A 21,718-nucleotide genomic window follows, 5' to 3' on the forward strand; every position below is an offset into this window, starting at 1 on the left:
GATATTTCGTAAATTGAATATTTAACTAAAGCACCCCGTTAGCCATCCATGTAGCGCAAAACCAGAGCTACACCACAGAATATGAAAGATGATTTAGTTCTTTCATGGGAGTTGAAGAAAAAAATTCATTCTTTTAAAAACATTTTATTTACTTCTATGTAAAATAACTATTTTCCTCGGGGCCAAATGAAATATGAAATAGATATGATAAAATCAATTCCCAGTACTATAGACCATACTTTTAGTGTTTCAAAAAGTTTAGAACTACGCTCCGCATCATTTACTAGGTATATCAATATTAATAAAAATCCTGCTCCGATGACATATGCAAATAAATGCTGAAAAGACCCTTTCAAAGAATTACGAGCAAATGCGAAACCAGTCTTTTTTGCAGGTTTTGTTCCCTCTTTTTTTATGTAGTATAAGAACCTTTCATCAGCCCAACGAACGATACTCTTTCCAAAAGCAATTGACACACCTAAATAGATAGCAGCAATTGCGTGAGACGTAGTTGCATTTCCACCCTTTAATAGATCCATAGCAGTTACGATTAACAGAAACAAATCAATCACTGGTGTTAGAAATAAAAAGAACGATCCCATTTTTTTATAGTTATAAACATAACGTAAAGTTAGACCGAGTATTATAACAATCCAAAACCCAATCTCTGCTGCAATAATTGACCAAGTAATAAAATTCAATTAGCCACCCCCACAATTTCACTTACAATAAATTCTAATAGAGTAAAATATACGCCTATATATTGTATATTAAATCCATAAGGAGAAACAATAAAAAAGTTCCAGTTTTTATCAAATTAACTATATTAATTCAGTAAAAACCCCTTCCTCTTCTTCAATTAACCTGCTCCGTTAGCACAACAACAATTTAGTCATTAAACATTTTTTCAATATTATTTAGTTCTATCTTTTCTTCTTCTGTACGATAATCGTTATATTCATTTTCAACAGTTATTCTTAACAGTCCATTCTGAAAGAATGATAACAATCTCCTTGCTTCATTAATCATCTTTGGTTTAATATTTTTTAATATTTCTCTCTTACCATCAAATTCGTTTTTATCCCATTTTTCTTTTTGATGTAATTTAGGAAGATTATCAATTCCAGTAACATAATTAAGCCCTAAATATCGAAGAAACGAATATCCACTGCAATAATCGTCGTATATCTGCTCTAAAACCTCTACTAAATCACCTTTTTCATAAATTATATTTTCTAATAGTGAAACAATCCGCATTTGTTCAAACTCACCAAATGGAATCTTAATTTCAATAACTTTCTCTAGTTCATTTTTAATGTGCCTACTTCTATAGTTCAAATCAAGTAGGTTGAAGTAAAAGTCATCACCATAAACCTTTTCAATTTCTGGTGTATTATAAAGCCACTCCTCGAATTCCGAAACGCTAATTAGCCCTATATAAACTTTATAAAACTGCTTTTGAATGTCCTTTTCATTTCTCACTCGCTTACTTCAACTCCTTACTTCTAACTTCTAACTTCGCTTTGTTTAATAAAGAAAATAGAGCTGCATATGCAACTCTATGATCTTCAAGTTAAGCCCCCGTTAGCCATCCATGTAGCGCAAAACCAGAGCTACACCACAGAATATGAAAGATGGTTAAGTTCTTTCATGGGAGTTGAAGTAATCTAACGCTTTTTTTTGCAAATAATAAAAGCAATATAATCACTTGCATATTATTCACTTAACTGATAAAAAATCTATGGGAATTAACGAATCTATTTGTAACCGTAAACTACTTACTTTGCCTTTGGAATTTCTTCATAAGACTTTCAATTAGTGGTAACCTTATACACTTTGGTAAAAATCGTACTAACCCTTGAAAAATAATACTATTCGTCATTCCTGGTAATAAGGAAGTCTTAACTCCAAGAGAACTAAGAGTCAAAATAGCGACTTTTTCGGGTTCCATAAGGCCGGGTGTATTAATTCCTGAACGTTCTTGAAATTTAGTATTCATTGCTCCGGGACATACGGTTAAAACATCAACATTGTACTTTTTTAACTCTTGCGATATAGTTTCCCCAAAGTTTAACAGTGCTGCTTTACCTGCTGAGTAAACACTCCATAATGGCACAGAGGTATAAGCAACTGCAGAAGAAACTAAAATGACTCCACCCCGACCACGTTTAACCATCTCATTAACAAAAAAATGTGTAAGTGCCATAGGGGTTTTTAATATGGTTTCAAGCAGTTTACTTTGATTCTCCCAATCTTCACAATGAAATTCCCCAGTAATGCTATAACCGGCATTGTTGATCAATAACCCTACCTCTAATGGTCGAGTCACTTTTTTAATTTCAGAAATAGAATCTGAAGTTGATAAATCCGTCGCAATTGTTTTGACTTGAACATGATATTGATTCCTGATCATTTCTTTGGTTTGTAAAAGAGTCCTCTCGTCACGTGCAACTAATACTAAATGAACTCCCTTTTCTGCTAATAAGTGAGCAAATTGATATCCCGTCCCTGATGTAGCACCAGTTATAACTGCCCATGGACCATATTTTTTTATAAAATCATCCAATATAACACCTCCTGAGTAAATACTCAACATAGTTCAAAAATTCCCCACTCCATTTATCTCCTTCTCCTTTAAAGACGGTACCACTGTTATCATTATTACAAGATGCTAACAGTAACGAGAAACTCATAAAGTATTAATATCTTTTTCAAATTGAAAACCACCTTTACTAATTTTCCCAATAAATATATAAGTTCTCCTAAGAATAAATAAATCCTTCTTCAACTATTTTGCCCCGTTAGCCATCCATGTAGCGCAAAAACCAGCGCCACACCACAGAAAATGAAAGATTATTAAATTCTTTCATGGGAGTTCAACAACTTCTTTAAATCAATTCTTATGTAGGCTTTATTATAGGTCGTACCATCATCATTATAAAATATGGCTTTTTTTAAATATGGGTCGGAGATAGGTTCGTAACCGTGTTTGCTAATTAACTTTATCATTCTGGGATTTTCTATTGGGTCAACACTCACAAATATCTCAAAATGGCCTAAACTCTTTGCAATATATTCTCTATACCGAATCAAATCTGAACCTATACCATTGCCCCGATAATCCTCTTTTACATATAGGTCACTTAATTTAGGAAGCAAAGAGCCTTTTAATTTAAGAACTCCAAAACCCAATATAAGTGAGTCTTGTTCAGCGATTGCCAAATATACTTCCCTTTTTGCAAATTGCTTTAAATAATTCGTGAATAAATCTTTATTATTTCTAATATCACATAAATCTGATAAGTCGTTTTCATTCGCTAATCTTATTATGTAGTTCATTGTTATTTCCACTTCCTTATTCTTCAATAAATCACTATTATTAATATTCAATTCTTCCTTCAACTATCCTGCCCCGTTAGCCATCCATGTAGCGCAAAACCAGTGCTACACCACAGAATATGAAAGATGATTTAGTTCTTTCATGGGAGTTGAAGAGCAGCAATCTTTACGAAAACAGCCTTTATTTATCAGTACAATAATAGAGACATCGCCATACCGAATAAAATTATAAAAAGCATTTGAATTTAACATCAAATGCTCTCTCAAGTGGTGAACGATAACATAAACTTAAGGGCTCCCTAGTAGTATTCTATATCTTCCCCAGGTTACACAATTAAGTTTTTGAATCTCCCCTGCTTTGCTTTTTTATTAATTAAATCCAAAGTTTGTACTTTAGTTAAAACTTAAGTCAATATGCTCGAACGGCCAACAGATGATACTTGTTGTACCCATTATTTTTTCTTTAGGGATGAACCCTACCTCAGGAACCCTACTATCTTTACTAACCCGACGATTATCACCTAATACAAAGTAATTCCCTTCAGGTACGGTAGTTTCACCTAAAATTTGTTCTAACGTAAAATCATAAGTGAGTGACCCAGAATCTTTTAATTCCTTTTTGTATTGGTCTAAATAAGGTTCACTGTACTTCTCTCCGTTTATGTATAATTGATCATCCTTATACTCAATTTTATCCCCTGGTAGACCAATGATACGTTTAATATAATTTTCTTCTTCATTCATTTTAACAACAACAATGTCAAATCGATCAACCGACTTAAATTTCGGACCGATTTTGTTAATAATAACACGATCTTGGTCTTCAAGAGTCGGCATCATCGAAGCACCTTTTACGAGGACAGGGGTAAATAAAAACTGTTTGATGACAAACGCCACCAATAAGGCGAATGCAATTGCCTTTATCCATTCAACTAACTCATTTTTTTGTTTTCCTTGTACTTTTTCTTCCAAAATTTCACCTCCCAGTGTTTCTCTTATTTAATACGAAAAAAAAGGAAAATAGTTTCAATTTTATGTTCGTAATCCTATAATAATCCAACATAAAGGGCATTTCTATTTACATAAAGAACATTTTTAAAGGGAGACAAGTTTGTCTCCCTCTCCATTTATTATAGGCAGCCTTTTCAAGTCCTGGGACTCGTTCCAAGACTTCTTCCTCCGTCATTCTCCCAGCGATCAATGTCCCAAACAACATCAACATCTTCCCAGCCGTCATGTATTTCTCCGTTAGGAAGGGTACCAGTTCTTATTATAGAAATAATACATCATCCTTTTTTTATCAATTTCGCCTTGGCGTAATTGAGTCTGGGTTTTGAATTGTGCCGGCACAATTCATTCCTTTCAAAATCCATGACATCCGCCGGAGGCTTTATCTTCATTCAGTAGGTGTTTGAATGAATGAAGATAAATATTTCATGTTTCTATACTATGTAATGTTATTTGTTTTGTTCCCCAAATATGGGGGTTGTTTTGGAGCTGATAATCCAACAGCCACAAAACATAGAACCATTTCCATAGTTGCATACTCTTAAAATGAACTATCATAAAAATTACAGATGCAGGAACAGTCACTGGAATATCAGGGTATAACAAATTTACATATCCTCCTATACCAATCGCTAATAAGATGAAAAGGATACGTCTCTTTTTTGTACTTTCCTACAAAACAATTATCCAATCAAAAGGATTACTTTTAAGTCTGAGAGCATCTGTTGCAACTGAATCAATTATAAGAATTTTTATAGCTAATACAATTTTTCCGTAAAGTTAGGGTAGCGAATTAACTGATATGTTTTTTTCTGGAAGAAATTATACTGTTCAAGAATAAATAAAAAACATACTAAAATTAGTATGTTGTTCATAAGAAAGAGTGAAAGCTTTGAGGGGCTAATAAGATAGATACTTTCGTTTTATATTTTTCCTACCTAAAAATTCTTTTATATATTCAGCAGGTGTTATTACAAGTAAGCTTTTAAATTCTTTGTAATAATGTGAAGGATCATAGTAACCATATTGGTCAATGTTTACAGGTGTCTCTTCAAAAGAAAAATGTTGAAGTAAGAGTTGAATACGTATGAATTTACTTAGTTTTTTTGGTCCAAAACCTGTTTTTTTGTAGAAAATTTCTCGGATATATCGCTCAGAATAACCTGTTTTATGCTGAATTACATCTGGTAAGAACAGCCCATTATTTTCAATAATAGAATCAAAACAAGTAGCGAATATTTCATCACCCAAGCTTTTTTCCTTTTTTTGAGAACAAAAATACTCATTACAATTCTGCACTCTTTGTTCGAAATCTCCTGCTTCAAAAACAGCTTGTATAAATTTAGAGTCTAATGTGCAGCCTAATTCAACATTAACAAACGGTTGTTGAACAATTTGTTTTAATGCGCAATTGTATTGAATAATTGTTTGCTTTGGATTTAGTCGAACACCAAAATATTTACCTTTTGGGGTAAATGAATAAATTCCACGTGTAGTCGGGGTATTACCTAAGACAACCTTTTGATCCTTGCCCATGTAAAACATTAAATCTTGACAAGCATCAGGAATGACATGAATATCACTATTAATGCTTATTGGTTCAAACTCATAATATAATAGTATATCCTGGTTTAAATTACTGTTTGGAGTCATTTCTCTATAATACGTTTTTTGGACCAATTCAGGTTGGATTGGATAATAGCTACTCAATAAGCCGCCCCCTCACTTCACTCTTAGGTAAAATTAAAAGAATCCTTGCGCCTGTTCATTGTAACTAGCTAAGACACATTTAGTTGATTGATACGATTCTAAAGCTTTTAAATGATTTTCTCGACCGATGCCTGACTTTTTGTAGCCGCCAAATGCTGCACCAGCAGGGTATTGGTGATACGTATTAATCCAAACACGTCCTGCTTGGATCTCTCGACTTGCTTTATAGGTAACGTTTGTATTGCGTGACCATACAGCTGCCCCTAATCCATACATAGTATCATTTGCAATTTCAATCGCTTCCTCGAAAGTTTTAAACGTAGTCACTGCCAATACAGGACCGAAAATTTCTTCTTGGAAAATACGCATTTTGTTATCGCCTTTAAAAATAGTTGGTTTAATAAAATAACCATCTAAATTATCAAGGTGATTTTCGGCACCACCGATTAAACATTCTGCACCATCTTGTTTGGCAATTTCAAAATAAGAAAGAATTTTTTTATGTTGTTCTTCTGAAGCCTGTGCACCCATCATTGTTTCAAGTTCGAATGGATCACCAACTTTAATTTGCATTACTCGTTCAATGGCTTTTTCCATGAAACGATCATAAATAGACTCATGGATTAAGGCTCTAGATGGACAAGTGCAAACTTCATCTTGATTTAAAGCAAACATAACTAATCCTTCAATCGCCTTATCTAGATAGCCGTCATCAGCATCCATGACATCTTCAAAGAAGATATTAGGAGATTTGCCACCTAACTCTAGTGTAACAGGAATTAGATTCTCAGATGCATATTTCATAATCAGTTTGCCGACAGCTGTAGAACCAGTAAAGGCCACTTTGGCAATACGTGGGCTTGAAGCTAACTCTTTCCCTGCCTCTATACCAAAACCATTAATGACGTTTAATACACCTTTTGGTAATAGTTCTTGAATAAGTTCAACTACGAATAAGAATGATACCGGCGTTTGTTCTGCTAATTTTAATACAACACTATTTCCTGCAGCAAGTGCTGGCGCCAACTTCCAAGCTGCCATTAAAATAGGAAAGTTCCAAGGAATGATTTGGCCAACTACACCAATAGGTTCTTGGTAATGATAAGCTACTGTATCCTCATCAAAAGGTGTCACTTGCCCTTGTTGTGCGCGAATGGCACTTGCAAAATAGCGGAAATTATCAATTGCCAATGGAATATCAGCATACATAGTTTCACGAATCGCTTTCCCATTATCCCAAGTTTCTACCCTTGCAATTTTTTCAAGGTTTTCTTCCATACGATCAGTAATCGCTAGTAAGATACGTGCCCGTTCTGCTACAGGTGTTTTCCCCCAAGTTTTTTGGGCTTCATGAGCGGCATCTAATGCTAGCTCTACATCTTCTTTTGTTGACCGAGCTACACGTGTAAATACTTCTTTCGTGATAGGCGAAATATTATCGAAATACTCTCCATTTACAGGTGCTACCCATTCACCACCAATAAAATTGTCATATTTCTTTTTGAATTGAATGCCATATTCTTCAATATTCGGTTTAACATTTATCATATTATCGACCCCTTTAATGATGATGATTATGACGTTGTTCCTCTTTTGCAGGTACCTCATTTTGAATCTCAAAACTACTTACTACTAGTACACAAATCATTAAACCAGCCACAATGTAAATATGCTTTGGAATGGCTTTTATAAAGATAGGAAACATCTCACGATTCCATACACCGATAGAAATGATAGCACTTACAATAAACACCATTGTAAAAAAGATAATGCTAAACGTTAAATATTGTGTGGTCATTAAAGTTAGCATCGCGCCCATCATTGCTCCCATAAAACTAGATCCTGCACTTTCCATGAATAGGTGCATTGGTAAACCTGTTGACAGTAAATAGCCTAATGCAATAGAAATAATAATTGATGCTAAATAGAAAGGTTTGAAAGGTATTTAGTAAGGCTGTTTTCGTATAGATTGTTGCTATTAATACATAAAAACCAAGTTAATTCTACACATTTTGTAGATTAACTTGGTCTTTAGTAAATCCTTCTTTAACAAAAGCACACGTTAGTTCAAGAAGAACACAGTGGCAGTCTAGGATAGGAAAAAGTCTTAGATTGCCACTAGCTTATTGAACTACTTCACTGAACTATGGGACTCTATATCAAAATCCACATCCTGAATAAATTCTATAACCTCTCCATTAGGACTATGGACTAGAGCGTTTCTGATAACAAGAGGAGGCTCTCCGAGAGTTAGATTGTCTGCTTCCACATAAGGTTTTGCCCCATGGGCAAGTGCCGTTTGAAACGCTTTGTCGACATCTTCCACATAAAACGCTAGGTGAAGCATAGCTCCGTAAGCAACTTCCTCTTCCGTCCGCGCTTTCTTCCCTTGTGCTGGAATTACAGCATCGTCATCAAAAACCTCGAGACATGTTCGGCCGTCGGGAGAGATCAGCATCGAAGCTTCCTTGATTTGAAACGAAGGAAGGCTCCAATGATGTCCACGCTTAAATCCCAATGCTTCAATGTAAAACCGGATTGTTGCCGGATAATCTTTTGCCTGAATTGCAATATGAGCAAGACCTTTGATATTCAAATATCATTTCCCCTTTCTGATGAATTTAGTATAGAATAGTGTTGTAAGGAAATACATACAATAAAAAAGGAAATTATCGCATTACACTTTCCAAAAATAACGAAAATCAATTAATTTTATTCATTTTCGAAAATGCATTAGGAGGAATTATATATGGAACATTGGATGGATGAAACTGATTACCACATCTTGGGTCTTCTTCAGCAGAATGCACGTATCTCCATTTCACAAATAAGTAAAGATGTGTCCATGTCCCAGCCCTCGGTAAGGGAACGAATAAAAAGGCTTGAGGAGAAAGACATCATCTCGGGTTATACGGCAACCTTTCGCCATCAGGCGCTAGGCCGAGGGACCACGGCATTCTTTCTTATTAAAACAGAGCAATGTCAAGCACTGGTGGATTTTTGCGAACGAAATCCCGTTGTAACTGATATGTTTCGAATTAGTGGTGAATACAATTACATGATCAAGATTCAGACTGCTTCCATAGAGGATATTGGTCAATTTCAAGATTCTATTATAAAGTTCGGACCATCCAAGTCCCTTATCAGCTTGAAAAACCTGATTGAGAATCGGATTCTACTACAAGCACCATTCTCAAAATAACAAAAGAATCCTACTTATGCTAAACTGCTCCGTTAGTAGCTATATGCATTAAAAAATATATTTTTGTGCGATAAAACCATTAAAAAAGGGCCACTTGAGATGGAGTGACCCTTAGTAAAAAGAATAGGAGGTGTAAGGCTAAATTAGCTTTACCTTACTATTATTATGATGTGATAGATGGTCGCCCTCGCAGCCTGGTGACCCTTTATTAATTTCTTACATCAGAATGCCCCCACCTTACTGAACATTTTCTTTCAGATATTCACTCAATATAGTTATGAAATTTATAGTTTCACTTTGGTATCTCTGTTTAAAGTAACCTTCTACTCCATCTTCAACTTACCTGCACCGTTAGTTCAATAAGAAAAGCAAATCTAATAAAGAATAGTACATACTTATGATACGGTTCACCTTAATATAGTTAGTTTCCATTTTCTATATATATCCTTACCAGCGATTCATAGCTATTTTCACTCAGACAACGTATAATAAGAGAAGCAGAAGAAGAATTCATTTTTCCTCTAGTTAAAAAAAGAGGTGCAATTACTTGAAACAGTTTGAAACAGCATTACCTGAACAGTATGAAACATTAAAAAAACAGGCCAATTATACGTCTAGCTGGCGAGAGCGTTTAGACGCAGTCGAAATGTTATCGGCTTATCACCATGACAAAATCATAGATTTATTAAAAAATCGTATGCAGCATGATACTGTCAACAAGGTGCAATTAGCAGCCTATGAAGCACTCACGGCGTTTGGTGAGGACGTAGAGAAGCCATCACCTGCACGTTTTGATATTATCAAAGGCACAGACAAAATTTTCCTGCGGGTGAAAAAGAGCTTGCCGAAGGACCATACAGTGGCAGACTTTGCGGATAAACTAAAACGTATGCGTTTAGATGTCTTTGATGCGTATGAAGGCGACAAAGGTGTAGAATTTATGAACTGGTTAGAGGAACGTTGGGCAAAACTATAATCAGTAGTTTTGCGATTTATGAAGGAAAGTCATTCTCTCCGCTTGTGGAGCGAATGGCTTTTTCTTATCTTACGCTGCGGTTCATCGAAACTAATATTAAATTGTATTACTTCTTTTCTTGATCATCTATCTTTATTGTTTAATGATAAAACAAACACCTTATTAAACTAACCTACCCCGTTAGCCATCCATGTCGCTTAAAATCAACACTACACCACAGAAAATGAAAGATGATTTAGTTCTTTCATGGGAGTTCAATAAAAATAAGGCTATGTTATAAGAAAAGGTTGATTTATAACTTTAAGGAATCCGCTGTATACGTAAAATTTTATTCAAAATATGACCCAGTGCAATTTCTTTTGAACAGCATTGAAAGCTTTGTTGAATCTAAGGTCAAACGATAGTGCATAAAAAGGTGTATATGAATGAAATACAGAAAAACACTTAATACATTGGTATGACAACGTTTTAAGTGTTTTATTTCGTCCCAAAACTTTCATTTTGGAACGTTTATTAGGTTTATTTTGTATACTTTATAAATCTTTAATAAACTAAAGTAATTTTGATTTTAATAAAATAAAAACGTTTCTTAAACAATCGTGCCTGATTGAGGTATAAATATTATATTTTTGCTAGAACAGAGCTAACAAAATCAGTGTTTCTTCTGGATATTTGTGTTTATTATAGGTCAAGCCGTGATAGCTTACATTTCTTTCTGAGAGATCCTATTCTACTACGTCTTCTGTTATTTTCCCATCTAGATTTCTAATCGCATGCACCGAATTATCCTGAATGATGCCTGTTTCTACAAAACCAAATGAAGCGTATAATTCTTTAGCTATGACATTACTTTTATGATAAAAGAGATCTACATATTGCGCTTCCCCATATGGGATATTTTCAATATCCGCCAACATTTTTTCAAAGGCAAGCTTGGCATATCCTTTCCCCTGATAAATCTTATCAATCATAAAATGCCAAATGAAATAGGTCTTCTTCCCGTAATAAACTTCATTTTGAAATGATTCATGATCCGTCGTATCATAAATATACATCAAAAATCCAACCATCGTATTATTCGCATAAATAGCTAATGGAGAAGCTGGTATACCATCTGTGTTCAACATATGAGCGTCTGCGAAGCATCTAAGGTTAGTAGTTTCTAATATAAATTCTTTCTGGTTTTCTTCAACATCAAGTGCTATTACTTCATCTATGTTATTCCCGTCTATTTTTCGTAATTCAATCATCTTTTTATCTCCTCTCCTAAGACAAGCTACTTCCACACCTAGTCTAAAACATCATAACTATAATTTCCATAATTATTAAAACGAGGTATATAAATATTTACCTATGCTAACTCTTTTTCCCCTGTGAATTCTAAACCTTGTTCCGTAAAATGGCTCGATTGTTGAATAATGAAAATGTACCCAAAGCGTCGTTTGGAACAATTCATTCCTTAACGTTGTAAATCTTCACAAGTCTGGCTCCCTTTATTGAACTAACCTACCCCGTTAGCCATCCATGTAGCGCAAAACCAGTGCTACACCACAGAATATGAAAGATGATTTAGTTCTTTCATGGGAGTTCAATAAAGAAAAAAAGAGCTGCATATGCAACTCAATGTTTTTCAAGTAAAGCACTCTGTTACTTTAAGTACAGTTTTTCACAAACTCTTTAACCAATCTTCGTAGTGATTCAATTGTTCATTGATAGTGACAAACTTTAAATCTTCATCACAATTAAATATATCAACCAAATCCTCCATTTTGGCTTGCCTTCCCAAATGCAGCTTGTAGGCTAACCGTCCAATTCCCATTGAAAGCGCCATTGGAGACGGATAAACATTCAATGCTGCACCATTACACTGGATTTGGATGTTCTTTTGTTCAAGGTAATGTCGAAGTTGTTCTAATGCCTCAAAGCAGTTTTCACTTTTAAAACTGATAACCTCATCGGTTAGTTTCATCTTTAACAATACAAAATCCTCGTCATCTGGTGCTTCTTCGCATATTTCCAGCAGTTCTTCTGTAAACTTGCCTTCTTCCCACAGAAGTTTGACGATTTTCTCCTCAAAACCCATTTACAACACTCTCTTCTTATAATTCCTTCTTGCCTACTCCTTTATTTCCACAAAAGAGGGCACTCTTCCTTCTTCAAGTAACCTGCCTCGTTTGCCATCCATGTAGCGCAAAACCAGAGCTACACCACAGAATATGAAAGATGATTAAGTTCTTTCATGGGAGTTCAATAAAGAAAAAACATACTAAGATTAGTAGTGCAGACCAAGGCATTGGTTCGTACTACTATTTTTTTATATAGTAGAGGTGAAGAATAGGTCGGGCAGCTCTTTGGATCTTGAATCCGTAAAAAAAACTGACCTACTTCACAACCTTATTTGAATCAGGTTTAAGTATGTTGGATCCTTTGAGATCGTGTATAAGAAATGGGAATCAATAAGGCTAATGTGAAGACTTCAAAACACATAGGGAGGGAGAACATGAAACATGTCATCGCCTTTGATATTAGTATGGGAAAGAGTTATATGGTTGTCTATAACGCGCTGAAAAAATGTCAGTTGGAAAAGGAAATTGCGCACAATCGTCCGGGATTTATGGACCTTAAAAAGTTAATTGATGACTTAATTGAAGGATATGATGAGCAACCTCATATCGTATTTGAATCTACAGGAGTCTATTCAAGAACATTGGAACGTTTCATGCAAGAGAACAACTATAGTTATTGCCTATTAAATCCCTTGGAAGCAAAACTCCAATGTGATTCCTTACGGATTCACAAAACGGACCGAAGTGATGCACATCAATTGGCACTCACACACTTTACGCACGAAAGACGGATTGAAACAGATTCCAATGATGTTTACCGTCAGTTAAAACGATTATCGAGACACTACAGCGAATTGGATGATGAATTGAGCGTCACCCGCAGTCGATTGCATAAGGTCGTCCAGGAAACATTTCCTGAACTCGAGAATATTTTCACGACCAAGTCTGAACTGTTCCTAAACGTAGTACAATTATACCCTCATCCAGATCTAGTCTTGAATCATTCAAAAACAATCATTAAAAATCGAATACTCGCAAACACAAATAAACGAATGGCAGTAAACAAAGCAGAAGAAAAAGCTGTTGAATTAATAGAGGCCGCAAAGCAATCTTACCCCGCCGCGTCTTCAACAGATGTGGTTTGTGATCAAGTTCGTGTATATGCTAAACGGTTTCAAGAGCTTCTCCTTCAGAAAGAACAATGTATCAGTAAAATGGAGTCGATAGCCGAAAGGCTTGAAGAGTATAGCATAATACGTAGTATTCCGGCTATTGGAGCTAACTCAGCTGTCAGAATCATAGCAGAAATTGGGAACATTCAGAGGTTTGACAACAACAGACAGTTGAATGCCTATACAGGTATTGATATTAGGCGGTATCAATCCGGGAAGTTTATAGCTAAAGACAAGATTAATAAACGCGGCAATAAACACCTACGTAAAATAATGTATCTAACCGTTCAGAACATGATTAGACAGCGACGATTTGGTGGAAATCACATCGTTGAGTACTACGATAAATTAAAAACGCAACCCTATAACAAATGTCATAAGGTTGCCTCCATCGCATGTGTAAACAAGTTATTGAAAACGATCTTCTTTCTTGTCACACATAATCAAAACTACGACTACAGGTTGGCTCCCTAGTACAGTCGTAGCATCAGTTTAACATACTAAAGACTTATGAAAAATCGAAAAATCACTAGGCTTATTCGGCATGGCCCAATTTATCAAAATAATATCAGAGAGTTAAGAAAGTTATTATAGATACTTGACTAATCGTAAGAAAAGAGCTGCCTATGCAACTCAATGATCTTTAATTAACGCACCTGATAGTTGAAGATCGTTCCAACATTATTGCCAAAGAAAAAAGCACACCGTTGTTCAATAAGATTAAAAAGAGATTTAGTTACCAATTCTATTTATAACAACTTCAGGAGTGCTTTGTAAATTTTTTACTTCCATAAACATATTTAAGTTATATACAAAAACCATACTTTGACATTGTCTAAAGCATGATTTTTATTTGAACTAATATAAAACTGCTAAGTTGATTTTTTAGTTCAGCTATTTATTGAATTCATTAACTGGAAGAAGTATTCAGGTTTATGAGTCTTATTTAGGTTATACCATGAATGTAATGTGTCGGGTGCAAATACATCTAATTTTTTCAGTACTTCCATCGTAAATTCTAGGGGTGCTACTCCTGATGCAGTAATCAAATTCTCACCAGATACCGCAGATCTCATCTCATAAAATTTTTCTCCTTTATAATTTGGACAGACCATTTTAATATACTCTAAGTCATTGCTTGTGTGTTTTCTAGAATCTAAGTATCCCATATTCGCAAGGGCCTCAGTTGCACCACAAATTGCAGCAACAATAGTACCAAGCTTTAAAGCTTCTCCAATTCTTTTTAAGATAGGTTGATGAATATCTTCTCTCCAAGTAGTCCCTCCTGGTAAAATTAAAAGATCATTACTCTCAAGAGTACATTCATCAAGAGAAATATCTGGTTTTATGCTCAGGCCTCCCATAGTAGTAATCATTTCTTTATTAGCTCCTACTGTAATTACTTTTAAAGGTGCTAAATCTTTTTTGAAATATCTTCCTGAGTTTAGTTCAGCAATTAAATATCCATATTCCCAGTCCGACATTGTATTAAATACATATAGAAAAACTTTTTTTGTTTGCATCCAATAACACTCCAATCACAATTGATATAGCTATTATAATATAACTTCCCTGACAGTTAACGTCAGGGAAGTTATCATACTTGATGAAATTTTATTAATTCCGACAGAACTTCAATAAGTCTTTTCTTAAGACTTATTGGCTCAATAACTTTAATAGATTTATTGTACGGTAAAAGTAAATAAGGTACATATGTATGTATCATATCTTTTTCAAGAAGAAAAACTGCTTGATTTGAAGTCCGTTCTTGTAAATAATGTCCTAAAAACCAATGTTGGCAAATATCATCCAACGCCCTTGTATTCCCATTAATAACCAAAGGGATAATCCCTTCCTTACCTTCTATAGTTGGAAGGAGATTGTCCATAAAAAAGTCACGTGCTGAAAAATTTTCTGGTCGGTTAAACTTATTTTCAGTTAGCATTAAGCTTTCAATTCGATCTACTCTAAAGCTACGGATATCATTCCTAAGATGACAAAATCCAATCACATACCACTTATTATTCCAATAAATAATTCTGTACGGATCAACCAATCTAAATGTTGATTGTTCTTCGCCACTTTTAAGGTATAGAATTTTTACAGAGTATCCGTCAGCTACGGCCTGCTCCACTTCCTTCAAGGAAGGCTCCATAGAGATGGAACTTAATCGACTTATTACTTCAAGACTGGTTAAACGTTGGTTTATCTTTGTTTCCTGTTCTTGATTTGAATATCTGCTTAGCTTTAATATAGCCCTATTTAGTGCTTCACCTCCATAATATCCGGCTTCTTCTGCAAAAACAGCAGCGTGAAATAGTGAGGCTTGCTCCTCAAAATCAAAAAAAAGAGGAGCTTCAATAAAATTGTTTAATAAAGTGTATCCACCATTATGGCCTGTTTCTGAAACTATAGGTACTCCACTTGTTGAAAGTGTATCAATATAACGATACACAGTCCTTATATTCATTTCTAACCTTTCTGAAATTTGTTTTGCAGTAATTTTTTCACTTGAATTAAGCATCCATAGAATTGCTAGTATATTGTCAATTTTAGGCATATAAATCCACCTCTATATAGAATTTATTATCTTTCATATAAGTTTATTTTTCTTAATTAGTAATAAGTAAACTTTAGTTTATCATTTAAATTTAACTTATTTCCTTGAATTAGATTATCCTGTCTTGTTAGTTTAAGTATAATTCTTAACAATCTATTTCTGATTTTTAGTATAACCCATCAACTGCGCCGTTAGTTCAATAAGAAAGCAACTCAATGATCTTCAAGTAAAGCACCCCGTTTGTGGAATAAGAAGGTATAGGTATAAATCATCTGTTACCAAACTGATAGCTTTGTTCTTGTATCATTTTTATCAGTAATGTATTGGAGATTTCCAAACCCTTTTATCTTTGCATTATCATATAATCTTTCAAGTTTTTCACTGTCCTTACAATAAATCGTGACATAAACTGAATCCACAACTAATAATACGAGTTCACAATCACTATTAAAAAAATCCCTATACGTTTCAATTAATGATGGATTATTCTCTTTTGAGTAGGCTTTTAAGTCCACAAAAATGAGATAATATCTATTATCTTCTAAAAGTTCTTTAAGGGTTAAGCCTTCTATCCAGTTTACCTCATCTGTGAATAGTAGTTTTCCTAATTCATCATCCTCGACTAAATATGATTCCTCGCCTCCACTTAGCCAAATGAATTTAGTAATTTCAAAGGGTGTTAATACCTCCCAAAGAAACCTTCCGTATTCATTGGGAATTTCAAAACTGATTCCTCGTTTCATTTTTTCTCCTGGCTTTATTTTATTGAATTAACCTGCCTCGATAGCATAAAAAGCAATCGCTCTAATTGAACAATCACTCCTGCTAGTGAAGTAATTAAGGTTTGATAATTTCCCCAGAATATTCTCTTAAATGTTCAATGGCCAGTGTTACTGCACCTTCCTCTGTCTCAATCAAAGACAATCCATTTTTAATAGGACTCCAATACTCATATCCGCAGTCTTCCTGCCACCTATATAATTCTGTGGTAAAAAGACCATCCTTACGTTTAATAATTTGAACTTTATATTGATTACTCGGAGACAACATTTCTTTTAGAACTTGTTCCATTAGCCCACCATCTTTCCTGGTAATAATGTGAATAGTATAGTATTTCTTCTTCAACTAACCTGCTCCGTTAGCACAATAAGTTCAACAAAAAAGGGTTAAAACATCTAAGACTGACGCCTTCAAACGATTAATCTACTTCAATTTTTCAATTGATGTTAGGGATATTTTTTTTGTTAATCCCAAATTATCTGTTTCAGCTTCTAACTCTTTTTCATCAAATGGACCAAAAACTTGATGATTATTTACATCAATAATCCAATATGAAATTTCTTTATTAGAAAGCTTTTCAGGTGGCTTTTCATAACCTTTTTCATCAACCACTAATACTAATTGTTTGGTAACTATATAATCTTTGTTCCACCAAACATCTGTCACTTTAGCTGGAACATATAAATAATTTACAATTGTTTCATCATCAGATTGTACAGGCTTATCTCCATAGATTGCGATTTGATGAGCTGATAGTCGGTCAATTCGATATCCATTTTCTAAATCGATTGTATAATCAGCCATCCCAGCACAGCCAGTTAAAAATAAACATAGCAATATTAATATCACTTTTTTTATCAGAATCACACCCCTCTCAAATATGTAACGACATATTAGACATTGGGTTTCATTTCCACCTCGAACTATACTCCTTATTTAACTAAATGCTCCGTTAGTTCAATAAAGAAAAAAGAGCTGCCTATGCAACTCAATAATCAATAATTAACGCACCCGCTAGCTTAACAAGTGTTAAACCTTATTTCACCATAAATATATTCAGTATTCCGAGTTGTAATTAGCGAAAAAAGGAAATAATAAAACTAAAAAAACACAATATAAAATCATTATCGAAACAGTATAAGAAATGGATAACGATAATTGAGTTGATATGATTGATCCAAATAAACACAATGGTAGAACAGATAACAAAGACAATATAATCCTTGAAAAGAATATTATCCTATGCTCAGTACCACATTGATTGCATTGAATAGGTCTGTATGCTAAAAAAATAGATTTTATGATTTTACTCCATTTAAATTGAGTATTACATTTATCACATTTCTGTAAACTCATATATTCATCTCCTCCTATGTAAGAATCATTACAACTATCTTATCAATTCTCTTGTCCGAATTGGTTTTAATATCCAATTCACTTCAACTAAACTGCATCGTTAGTTCAATAAAGAAAAAAAGAGCTGCCTATGTTATTTGGATTAAATTTGTATAATTAATTCACTTCTTTAGTTAAAAATTTTTCTCCAAAAGTTGTAAGTCTGGCTTTAGATAGGTCAACAGAGTGAACTCTTTCATCGTAATATGTATCATCATCCCCAAACCAATAAATAGTAACATCAGCAATATATGTTCTATCATGCATATACTCAATAAGATCTGCCCACATGTCTAAATTTAAATTGTAATCTGTATGAACAGGTATATTTCCATTTTTGATTTCATTTAAGATATTAAGTATTATTTCTTTGTTTTCCAATTAACAACACCACCTTCCTAAATACTCTATGAATTCCAGTCTATAGTATATATAAAACCTTCTCAAAGCATTGATTTACATAATCACTATTAATCCATCAATCTTTTTGGAAACGATCAGATGGGAGACTACCATTTAAAATATCTTCCGTCCTGCCATAGCAATTCTCAATAAACGTATCACAAACTCAATGTAATTTCGTTAAATTCAAATATGCATTACTTGTTTGCAAAGAATCGTATGTCCAGGTGATTTTTTCGAAGCCAATTCGAGAAGCAAGTTGTTTTGTTGTAAAAAAAACAGCTAAGCACCTATTTGCTTAGCTGGGTTTATTTTAAAATTATGCCTTAATTCTTCCCATGACAATCGTATTATAATAGTTGCCATCTGAAAGGAGTTTATCATTTTTTAAGACGCCTTCAACTTCAAAGCCAAGCTTTTTATAGAGCAAAATCGCTTTGTCATTTGTCTCTATAACATTCAAAGCCATTTTTTTAATATCATTTGCATCAGCCCACTCTACCGATGCTTTTAAGAAACTTTTGCCTATTCCAAAGCGCCAAAACTCCTTTAATACACCAACACCGAATTCTACTTTGTGAGCAATTCTTTTTAATGGAGACCCCGCACATCTAGAAAATCCGATGATTCGATTATCGACCACTGCCACTAAACACAAATTCCTTGGACTTTCTGTGTCTTTCTTAATGATCTCTTCGAATTCTTTCGTATCGATAAAGCCTTCCCCTTGTTCTCTATCGAAGTTTTCCGTTTCACCATCAAGCTGTAACCTTAAATCTGATAATGCTTGGGCATCTTCTATATTGGCGGATCTAATTGTATAATAAAGTTCATTTACATAAAATTCTTGGCTGTTTACAAGCATTATTGAACCCCCTCTTTACTTCGTATTAAAAAAGAAAGTGGCTGAATTTTCACGAATCGATTGTTCCAAACGGACTCGTGGTGCTTTATAATTTGCAGTGCATTTAAAACGTGACTATCTAGTGTGGTATGTGCACCTTCAACTAACATATTATGATGGTATCCACGGCTATAGGCATTTCGGATGGTCGTATCAAGACAAAACTCTGTTTGAGCACCAGCGAAAATAAGCTGCTCAATTTGTTGTTCCTGTAAGTATTGAGCCAACTCCGTTTGATAAAATGCATCCCACGTTGTTTTTTGAATTACTTTATCCTCTGGTTGTCGTAAAAGCCCGTGATATAGATCCCAGCCTGGCTTGCCGAACGCAAAATCGTCGTCTTGATTTGAATCCGTATGCTGGATAAAAACAATCGGAACTTCGCTGTGCCGTGCCCAAGTTATTAACATATTAATGTTTTCTAATACTTTTTCATAATCAAATAAGTAGTTTTCACTATCCAAAAAGAAGGCTTCCTGTATATCCACTATAATTAGAGCTTGCTTCATTCTATTTCTCCTTTAAGAATCTGACTTTAATTCTCTTATTGTACAAAAATTCATTTTCCATTTAAAGTGAATTATAGGAAATGAATGATCTTATGCCAATTTCGTTGTGCATTACGCTAATTTCGACTCATTTTTTTGTAAACTAGCGTTCCCCTTTCGCTTTCTAAAACATCTACTGAGTAAAGATAAAGCCCCCTCCATAATCCATGAAGGGGGTAAACAACATTTTATTTCATTAATTCTTCAACAAATTCAACCGGTACATATGTTTTTGTTGGTTCTAATAAAGCTGGTGCTACTTTAAAATAACGAAGTGCTTTATTATAGCCATATTCTTTTTGACCACGTGTAATTGTATAAGATAATGCGCCTTTAGAGATAATAGCGCCTTTTCCTGTTGATTCTACTTTAAAGCCTAACTCTTCGGCAATTAAACGTAGGGGTACCATTTTAGTACCTTCAACCTCATAAAAGTCATTGTTAATAATCTCTTGTACAGCAGCTTTAGACGGATCCGTTTCACCAGGCTCTTGTGCAATTGTATCTAAAACGACAACTTTAGAAGGTGGTGTTTGTGCTGGGATACTCATTGTTGCAATTGTATAGAACACTAGTAAATGTTGTTCTGCTAAATCCTCAGTCTTCACTTTTTTACCAGATAAGCTAAGTATTTCCGTTTCTTTACCAACATTCAATTTTAACGTATTATCAGTATTCACTAATTCTTTATTGAAAAAGTCTACTTCTACAGTTCCCATTTCTTTTGTTTCAACAATAATTACCTCTGGGTTATATTGTGGTGGATAAATCATAAGCATTGGCTTATTAGCATATGTGTATGCCGTTACTTTATCACCTTTTTGTAGTTTAACTTCTTTACCGGTATTATCGAAAACTAGTGTATCGTCATTTACGACAAAAACATTTGTGTTTTCGTCCTCTTTAACAGTGTAATATGTTGAATCCTCACGTTTTTCAACATTCTCAATTGTTCCAGTTATTTTAATAAAAATAGGTTGAACTTGTGGATTTTGCTCATTATTATCAGTAGCGTTCGTCACAACCGCTTCTCCTTCGTTTGCTGATGCAGTTGGAGCAACTACAGCGCCCCCGATTAATAATGCTGACATGGCAAATGGTACGACTTTCGTCATTTTCATAAAAAAGCATCTCCTTCATTTCACGAATTCAAAGTAGTAGTCGGATATAAAAGAAAAAGGTTACAGCATTGCCAACATTTTTTCATTCCGCTAAAAAAAGCCGTGATTCTTTTACGATGAAGAATCACGGCTTTCACTTATACTATTTGGATGAGTATTTTATTCGGTTCGGGGGTATTCATTCATCTTCCGCGGGTATCTCTCTTCTTCGCGTAGCTATTCATTCGACTTCCGCGAGTATTTCCCTGCTTCCGGAGTATTCACTCTTTTTCCGCGGGTATTCACCCTGCTTCCGCCAGTATTTACTCTGCTTCCGCGAGTATTCATCCTGCTTCCTCGAGTATTCACCCTACTTCCGCGGGTATTTACTCTGCTTCCGCGAGTATTCACCCTGCTTCCGCGGGTATTCACTCTTCTTCCACGGGTATTCACCCTGCTTCCGCGTGTATTTACTCTGCTTCCGCGTGTATTCACCCTGCTTCCGCGTGTATTTACTCTGCTTCCGCGTGTATTCACTCTTCTTCCGCGAGTATTC

General features: G+C 34.5%; 24 protein-coding genes. 3 read left to right on the forward strand and 21 right to left on the reverse strand.

Features of this window, described 5'->3' with window-relative positions; genetic code table 11:
• Nucleotides 1–167 precede the first annotated feature (167 nt).
• The 9 genes from ACZ11_RS11245 to ACZ11_RS11290 form a co-directional block, all read right to left on the reverse strand.
• The gene (locus tag ACZ11_RS11245; RefSeq protein WP_049666106.1) at nt 168–701 is read right to left on the reverse strand and encodes a hypothetical protein; all 534 of its coding nucleotides are present in this window, start codon (nt 699–701) and stop codon (nt 168–170) included.
• 187 nt (nt 702–888) lie between these two features.
• Complete coding sequence (locus tag ACZ11_RS11250; RefSeq protein ID WP_049666107.1) at nt 889–1,482, reverse strand: hypothetical protein; 594 nt, start codon at nt 1,480–1,482, stop codon at nt 889–891.
• 292 nt (nt 1,483–1,774) lie between these two features.
• Nucleotides 1,775–2,566, reverse strand: a complete 792-nt coding sequence (locus ACZ11_RS11255) for an SDR family NAD(P)-dependent oxidoreductase (protein WP_049666109.1) — start codon at nt 2,564–2,566, stop codon at nt 1,775–1,777.
• A 290-nt stretch (nt 2,567–2,856) separates the two neighbouring features.
• On the reverse strand, nt 2,857–3,402 hold the full coding sequence (locus ACZ11_RS11260) for a GNAT family N-acetyltransferase (RefSeq protein WP_236690840.1): 546 nt from the start codon (nt 3,400–3,402) through the stop codon (nt 2,857–2,859).
• Between the two features lie 330 nt (nt 3,403–3,732).
• Nucleotides 3,733–4,311 carry a signal peptidase I gene (gene lepB, locus ACZ11_RS11265; protein WP_049666111.1) on the reverse strand — a complete coding sequence of 193 codons (579 nt, stop codon included), beginning with the start codon at nt 4,309–4,311 and terminating at the stop codon, nt 3,733–3,735.
• Between the two features lie 936 nt (nt 4,312–5,247).
• Nucleotides 5,248–6,057: a helix-turn-helix domain-containing protein gene (locus ACZ11_RS11275; protein WP_049666114.1), complete on the reverse strand. Its 810-nt coding sequence runs from the start codon at nt 6,055–6,057 to the stop codon at nt 5,248–5,250.
• 33 nt (nt 6,058–6,090) lie between these two features.
• A complete protein-coding gene (locus ACZ11_RS11280) occupies nt 6,091–7,605 on the reverse strand; it encodes an aldehyde dehydrogenase family protein (RefSeq protein ID WP_049666115.1) in 1,515 nt (504 codons plus the stop codon).
• A 13-nt stretch (nt 7,606–7,618) separates the two neighbouring features.
• A complete protein-coding gene (locus ACZ11_RS11285) occupies nt 7,619–7,924 on the reverse strand; it encodes a hypothetical protein (RefSeq protein WP_134008590.1) in 306 nt (101 codons plus the stop codon).
• Nucleotides 7,925–8,188: 264 nt separating this feature from the next.
• Nucleotides 8,189–8,653, reverse strand: coding sequence for a VOC family protein (locus ACZ11_RS11290; RefSeq protein ID WP_049666117.1), 465 nt, complete (start codon nt 8,651–8,653; stop codon nt 8,189–8,191).
• A 153-nt stretch (nt 8,654–8,806) separates the two neighbouring features.
• Between ACZ11_RS11290 and ACZ11_RS11295 the strand changes: the two genes are divergently transcribed.
• Together ACZ11_RS11295 and ACZ11_RS11300 are read left to right on the forward strand one after the other, a co-directional pair.
• On the forward strand, nt 8,807–9,259 hold the full coding sequence (locus ACZ11_RS11295) for an Lrp/AsnC family transcriptional regulator (protein WP_049666119.1): 453 nt from the start codon (nt 8,807–8,809) through the stop codon (nt 9,257–9,259).
• Nucleotides 9,260–9,806: 547 nt separating this feature from the next.
• Nucleotides 9,807–10,235 carry a HEAT repeat domain-containing protein gene (locus ACZ11_RS11300; RefSeq protein ID WP_049666120.1) on the forward strand — a complete coding sequence of 143 codons (429 nt, stop codon included), beginning with the start codon at nt 9,807–9,809 and terminating at the stop codon, nt 10,233–10,235.
• A 725-nt stretch (nt 10,236–10,960) separates the two neighbouring features.
• On the opposite strand, the gene ACZ11_RS11305 is transcribed toward ACZ11_RS11300, so the two are convergent.
• Nucleotides 10,961–11,485 (reverse strand): GNAT family N-acetyltransferase, encoded by a 525-nt coding sequence (locus tag ACZ11_RS11305; RefSeq protein WP_049666121.1) that lies wholly within the window; start codon nt 11,483–11,485, stop codon nt 10,961–10,963.
• A gap of 416 nt (nt 11,486–11,901) precedes the next feature.
• A complete protein-coding gene (locus tag ACZ11_RS26595) occupies nt 11,902–12,318 on the reverse strand; it encodes a hypothetical protein (RefSeq protein ID WP_049666123.1) in 417 nt (138 codons plus the stop codon).
• A gap of 417 nt (nt 12,319–12,735) precedes the next feature.
• Between ACZ11_RS26595 and ACZ11_RS11315 the strand changes: the two genes are divergently transcribed.
• Complete coding sequence (locus ACZ11_RS11315) at nt 12,736–13,947, forward strand: IS110 family RNA-guided transposase (protein WP_049664684.1); 1,212 nt, start codon at nt 12,736–12,738, stop codon at nt 13,945–13,947.
• 416 nt (nt 13,948–14,363) lie between these two features.
• Here the strand turns inward: ACZ11_RS11315 and ACZ11_RS11320 are convergent, their stop codons facing one another.
• The 10 genes from ACZ11_RS11320 to ACZ11_RS11360 all read right to left on the reverse strand — a co-directional run bounded on the left by ACZ11_RS11320 (nt 14,364) and on the right by ACZ11_RS11360 (nt 21,183).
• Nucleotides 14,364–14,996: a type 1 glutamine amidotransferase family protein gene (locus ACZ11_RS11320; protein ID WP_049666124.1), complete on the reverse strand. Its 633-nt coding sequence runs from the start codon at nt 14,994–14,996 to the stop codon at nt 14,364–14,366.
• 74 nt (nt 14,997–15,070) lie between these two features.
• On the reverse strand, nt 15,071–16,033 hold the full coding sequence (locus tag ACZ11_RS11325) for a helix-turn-helix transcriptional regulator (protein WP_049666125.1): 963 nt from the start codon (nt 16,031–16,033) through the stop codon (nt 15,071–15,073).
• Nucleotides 16,034–16,308: 275 nt separating this feature from the next.
• On the reverse strand, nt 16,309–16,776 hold the full coding sequence (locus ACZ11_RS11330; RefSeq protein ID WP_049666127.1) for a DUF2691 family protein: 468 nt from the start codon (nt 16,774–16,776) through the stop codon (nt 16,309–16,311).
• Between the two features lie 94 nt (nt 16,777–16,870).
• Complete coding sequence (locus ACZ11_RS11335; RefSeq protein ID WP_049667167.1) at nt 16,871–17,104, reverse strand: hypothetical protein; 234 nt, start codon at nt 17,102–17,104, stop codon at nt 16,871–16,873.
• Nucleotides 17,105–17,236: 132 nt separating this feature from the next.
• Nucleotides 17,237–17,650 carry a DUF3997 domain-containing protein gene (locus tag ACZ11_RS11340; RefSeq protein ID WP_049666128.1) on the reverse strand — a complete coding sequence of 138 codons (414 nt, stop codon included), beginning with the start codon at nt 17,648–17,650 and terminating at the stop codon, nt 17,237–17,239.
• Nucleotides 17,651–17,869: 219 nt separating this feature from the next.
• Nucleotides 17,870–18,169: a TIGR04104 family putative zinc finger protein gene (locus ACZ11_RS27550; RefSeq protein ID WP_082172755.1), complete on the reverse strand. Its 300-nt coding sequence runs from the start codon at nt 18,167–18,169 to the stop codon at nt 17,870–17,872.
• A gap of 156 nt (nt 18,170–18,325) precedes the next feature.
• Complete coding sequence (locus tag ACZ11_RS11345; protein WP_049666130.1) at nt 18,326–18,589, reverse strand: hypothetical protein; 264 nt, start codon at nt 18,587–18,589, stop codon at nt 18,326–18,328.
• Between the two features lie 340 nt (nt 18,590–18,929).
• On the reverse strand, nt 18,930–19,475 hold the full coding sequence (locus tag ACZ11_RS11350) for a GNAT family N-acetyltransferase (protein ID WP_049666131.1): 546 nt from the start codon (nt 19,473–19,475) through the stop codon (nt 18,930–18,932).
• A complete protein-coding gene (locus ACZ11_RS11355) occupies nt 19,475–20,023 on the reverse strand; it encodes a cysteine hydrolase family protein (protein ID WP_049666133.1) in 549 nt (182 codons plus the stop codon). Before ACZ11_RS11355 ends, ACZ11_RS11350 begins: the two co-directional genes overlap by 1 nt.
• 227 nt (nt 20,024–20,250) lie before the next feature.
• Nucleotides 20,251–21,183 carry a stalk domain-containing protein gene (locus ACZ11_RS11360; protein ID WP_082172756.1) on the reverse strand — a complete coding sequence of 311 codons (933 nt, stop codon included), beginning with the start codon at nt 21,181–21,183 and terminating at the stop codon, nt 20,251–20,253.
• Nucleotides 21,184–21,718: the final 535 nt, after the last annotated feature.

Origin of the sequence: Lysinibacillus xylanilyticus (assembly GCF_001183605.1) — a bacterium.
GTDB classification, from domain to species: domain Bacteria; phylum Bacillota; class Bacilli; order Bacillales_A; family Planococcaceae; genus Lysinibacillus; species Lysinibacillus xylanilyticus.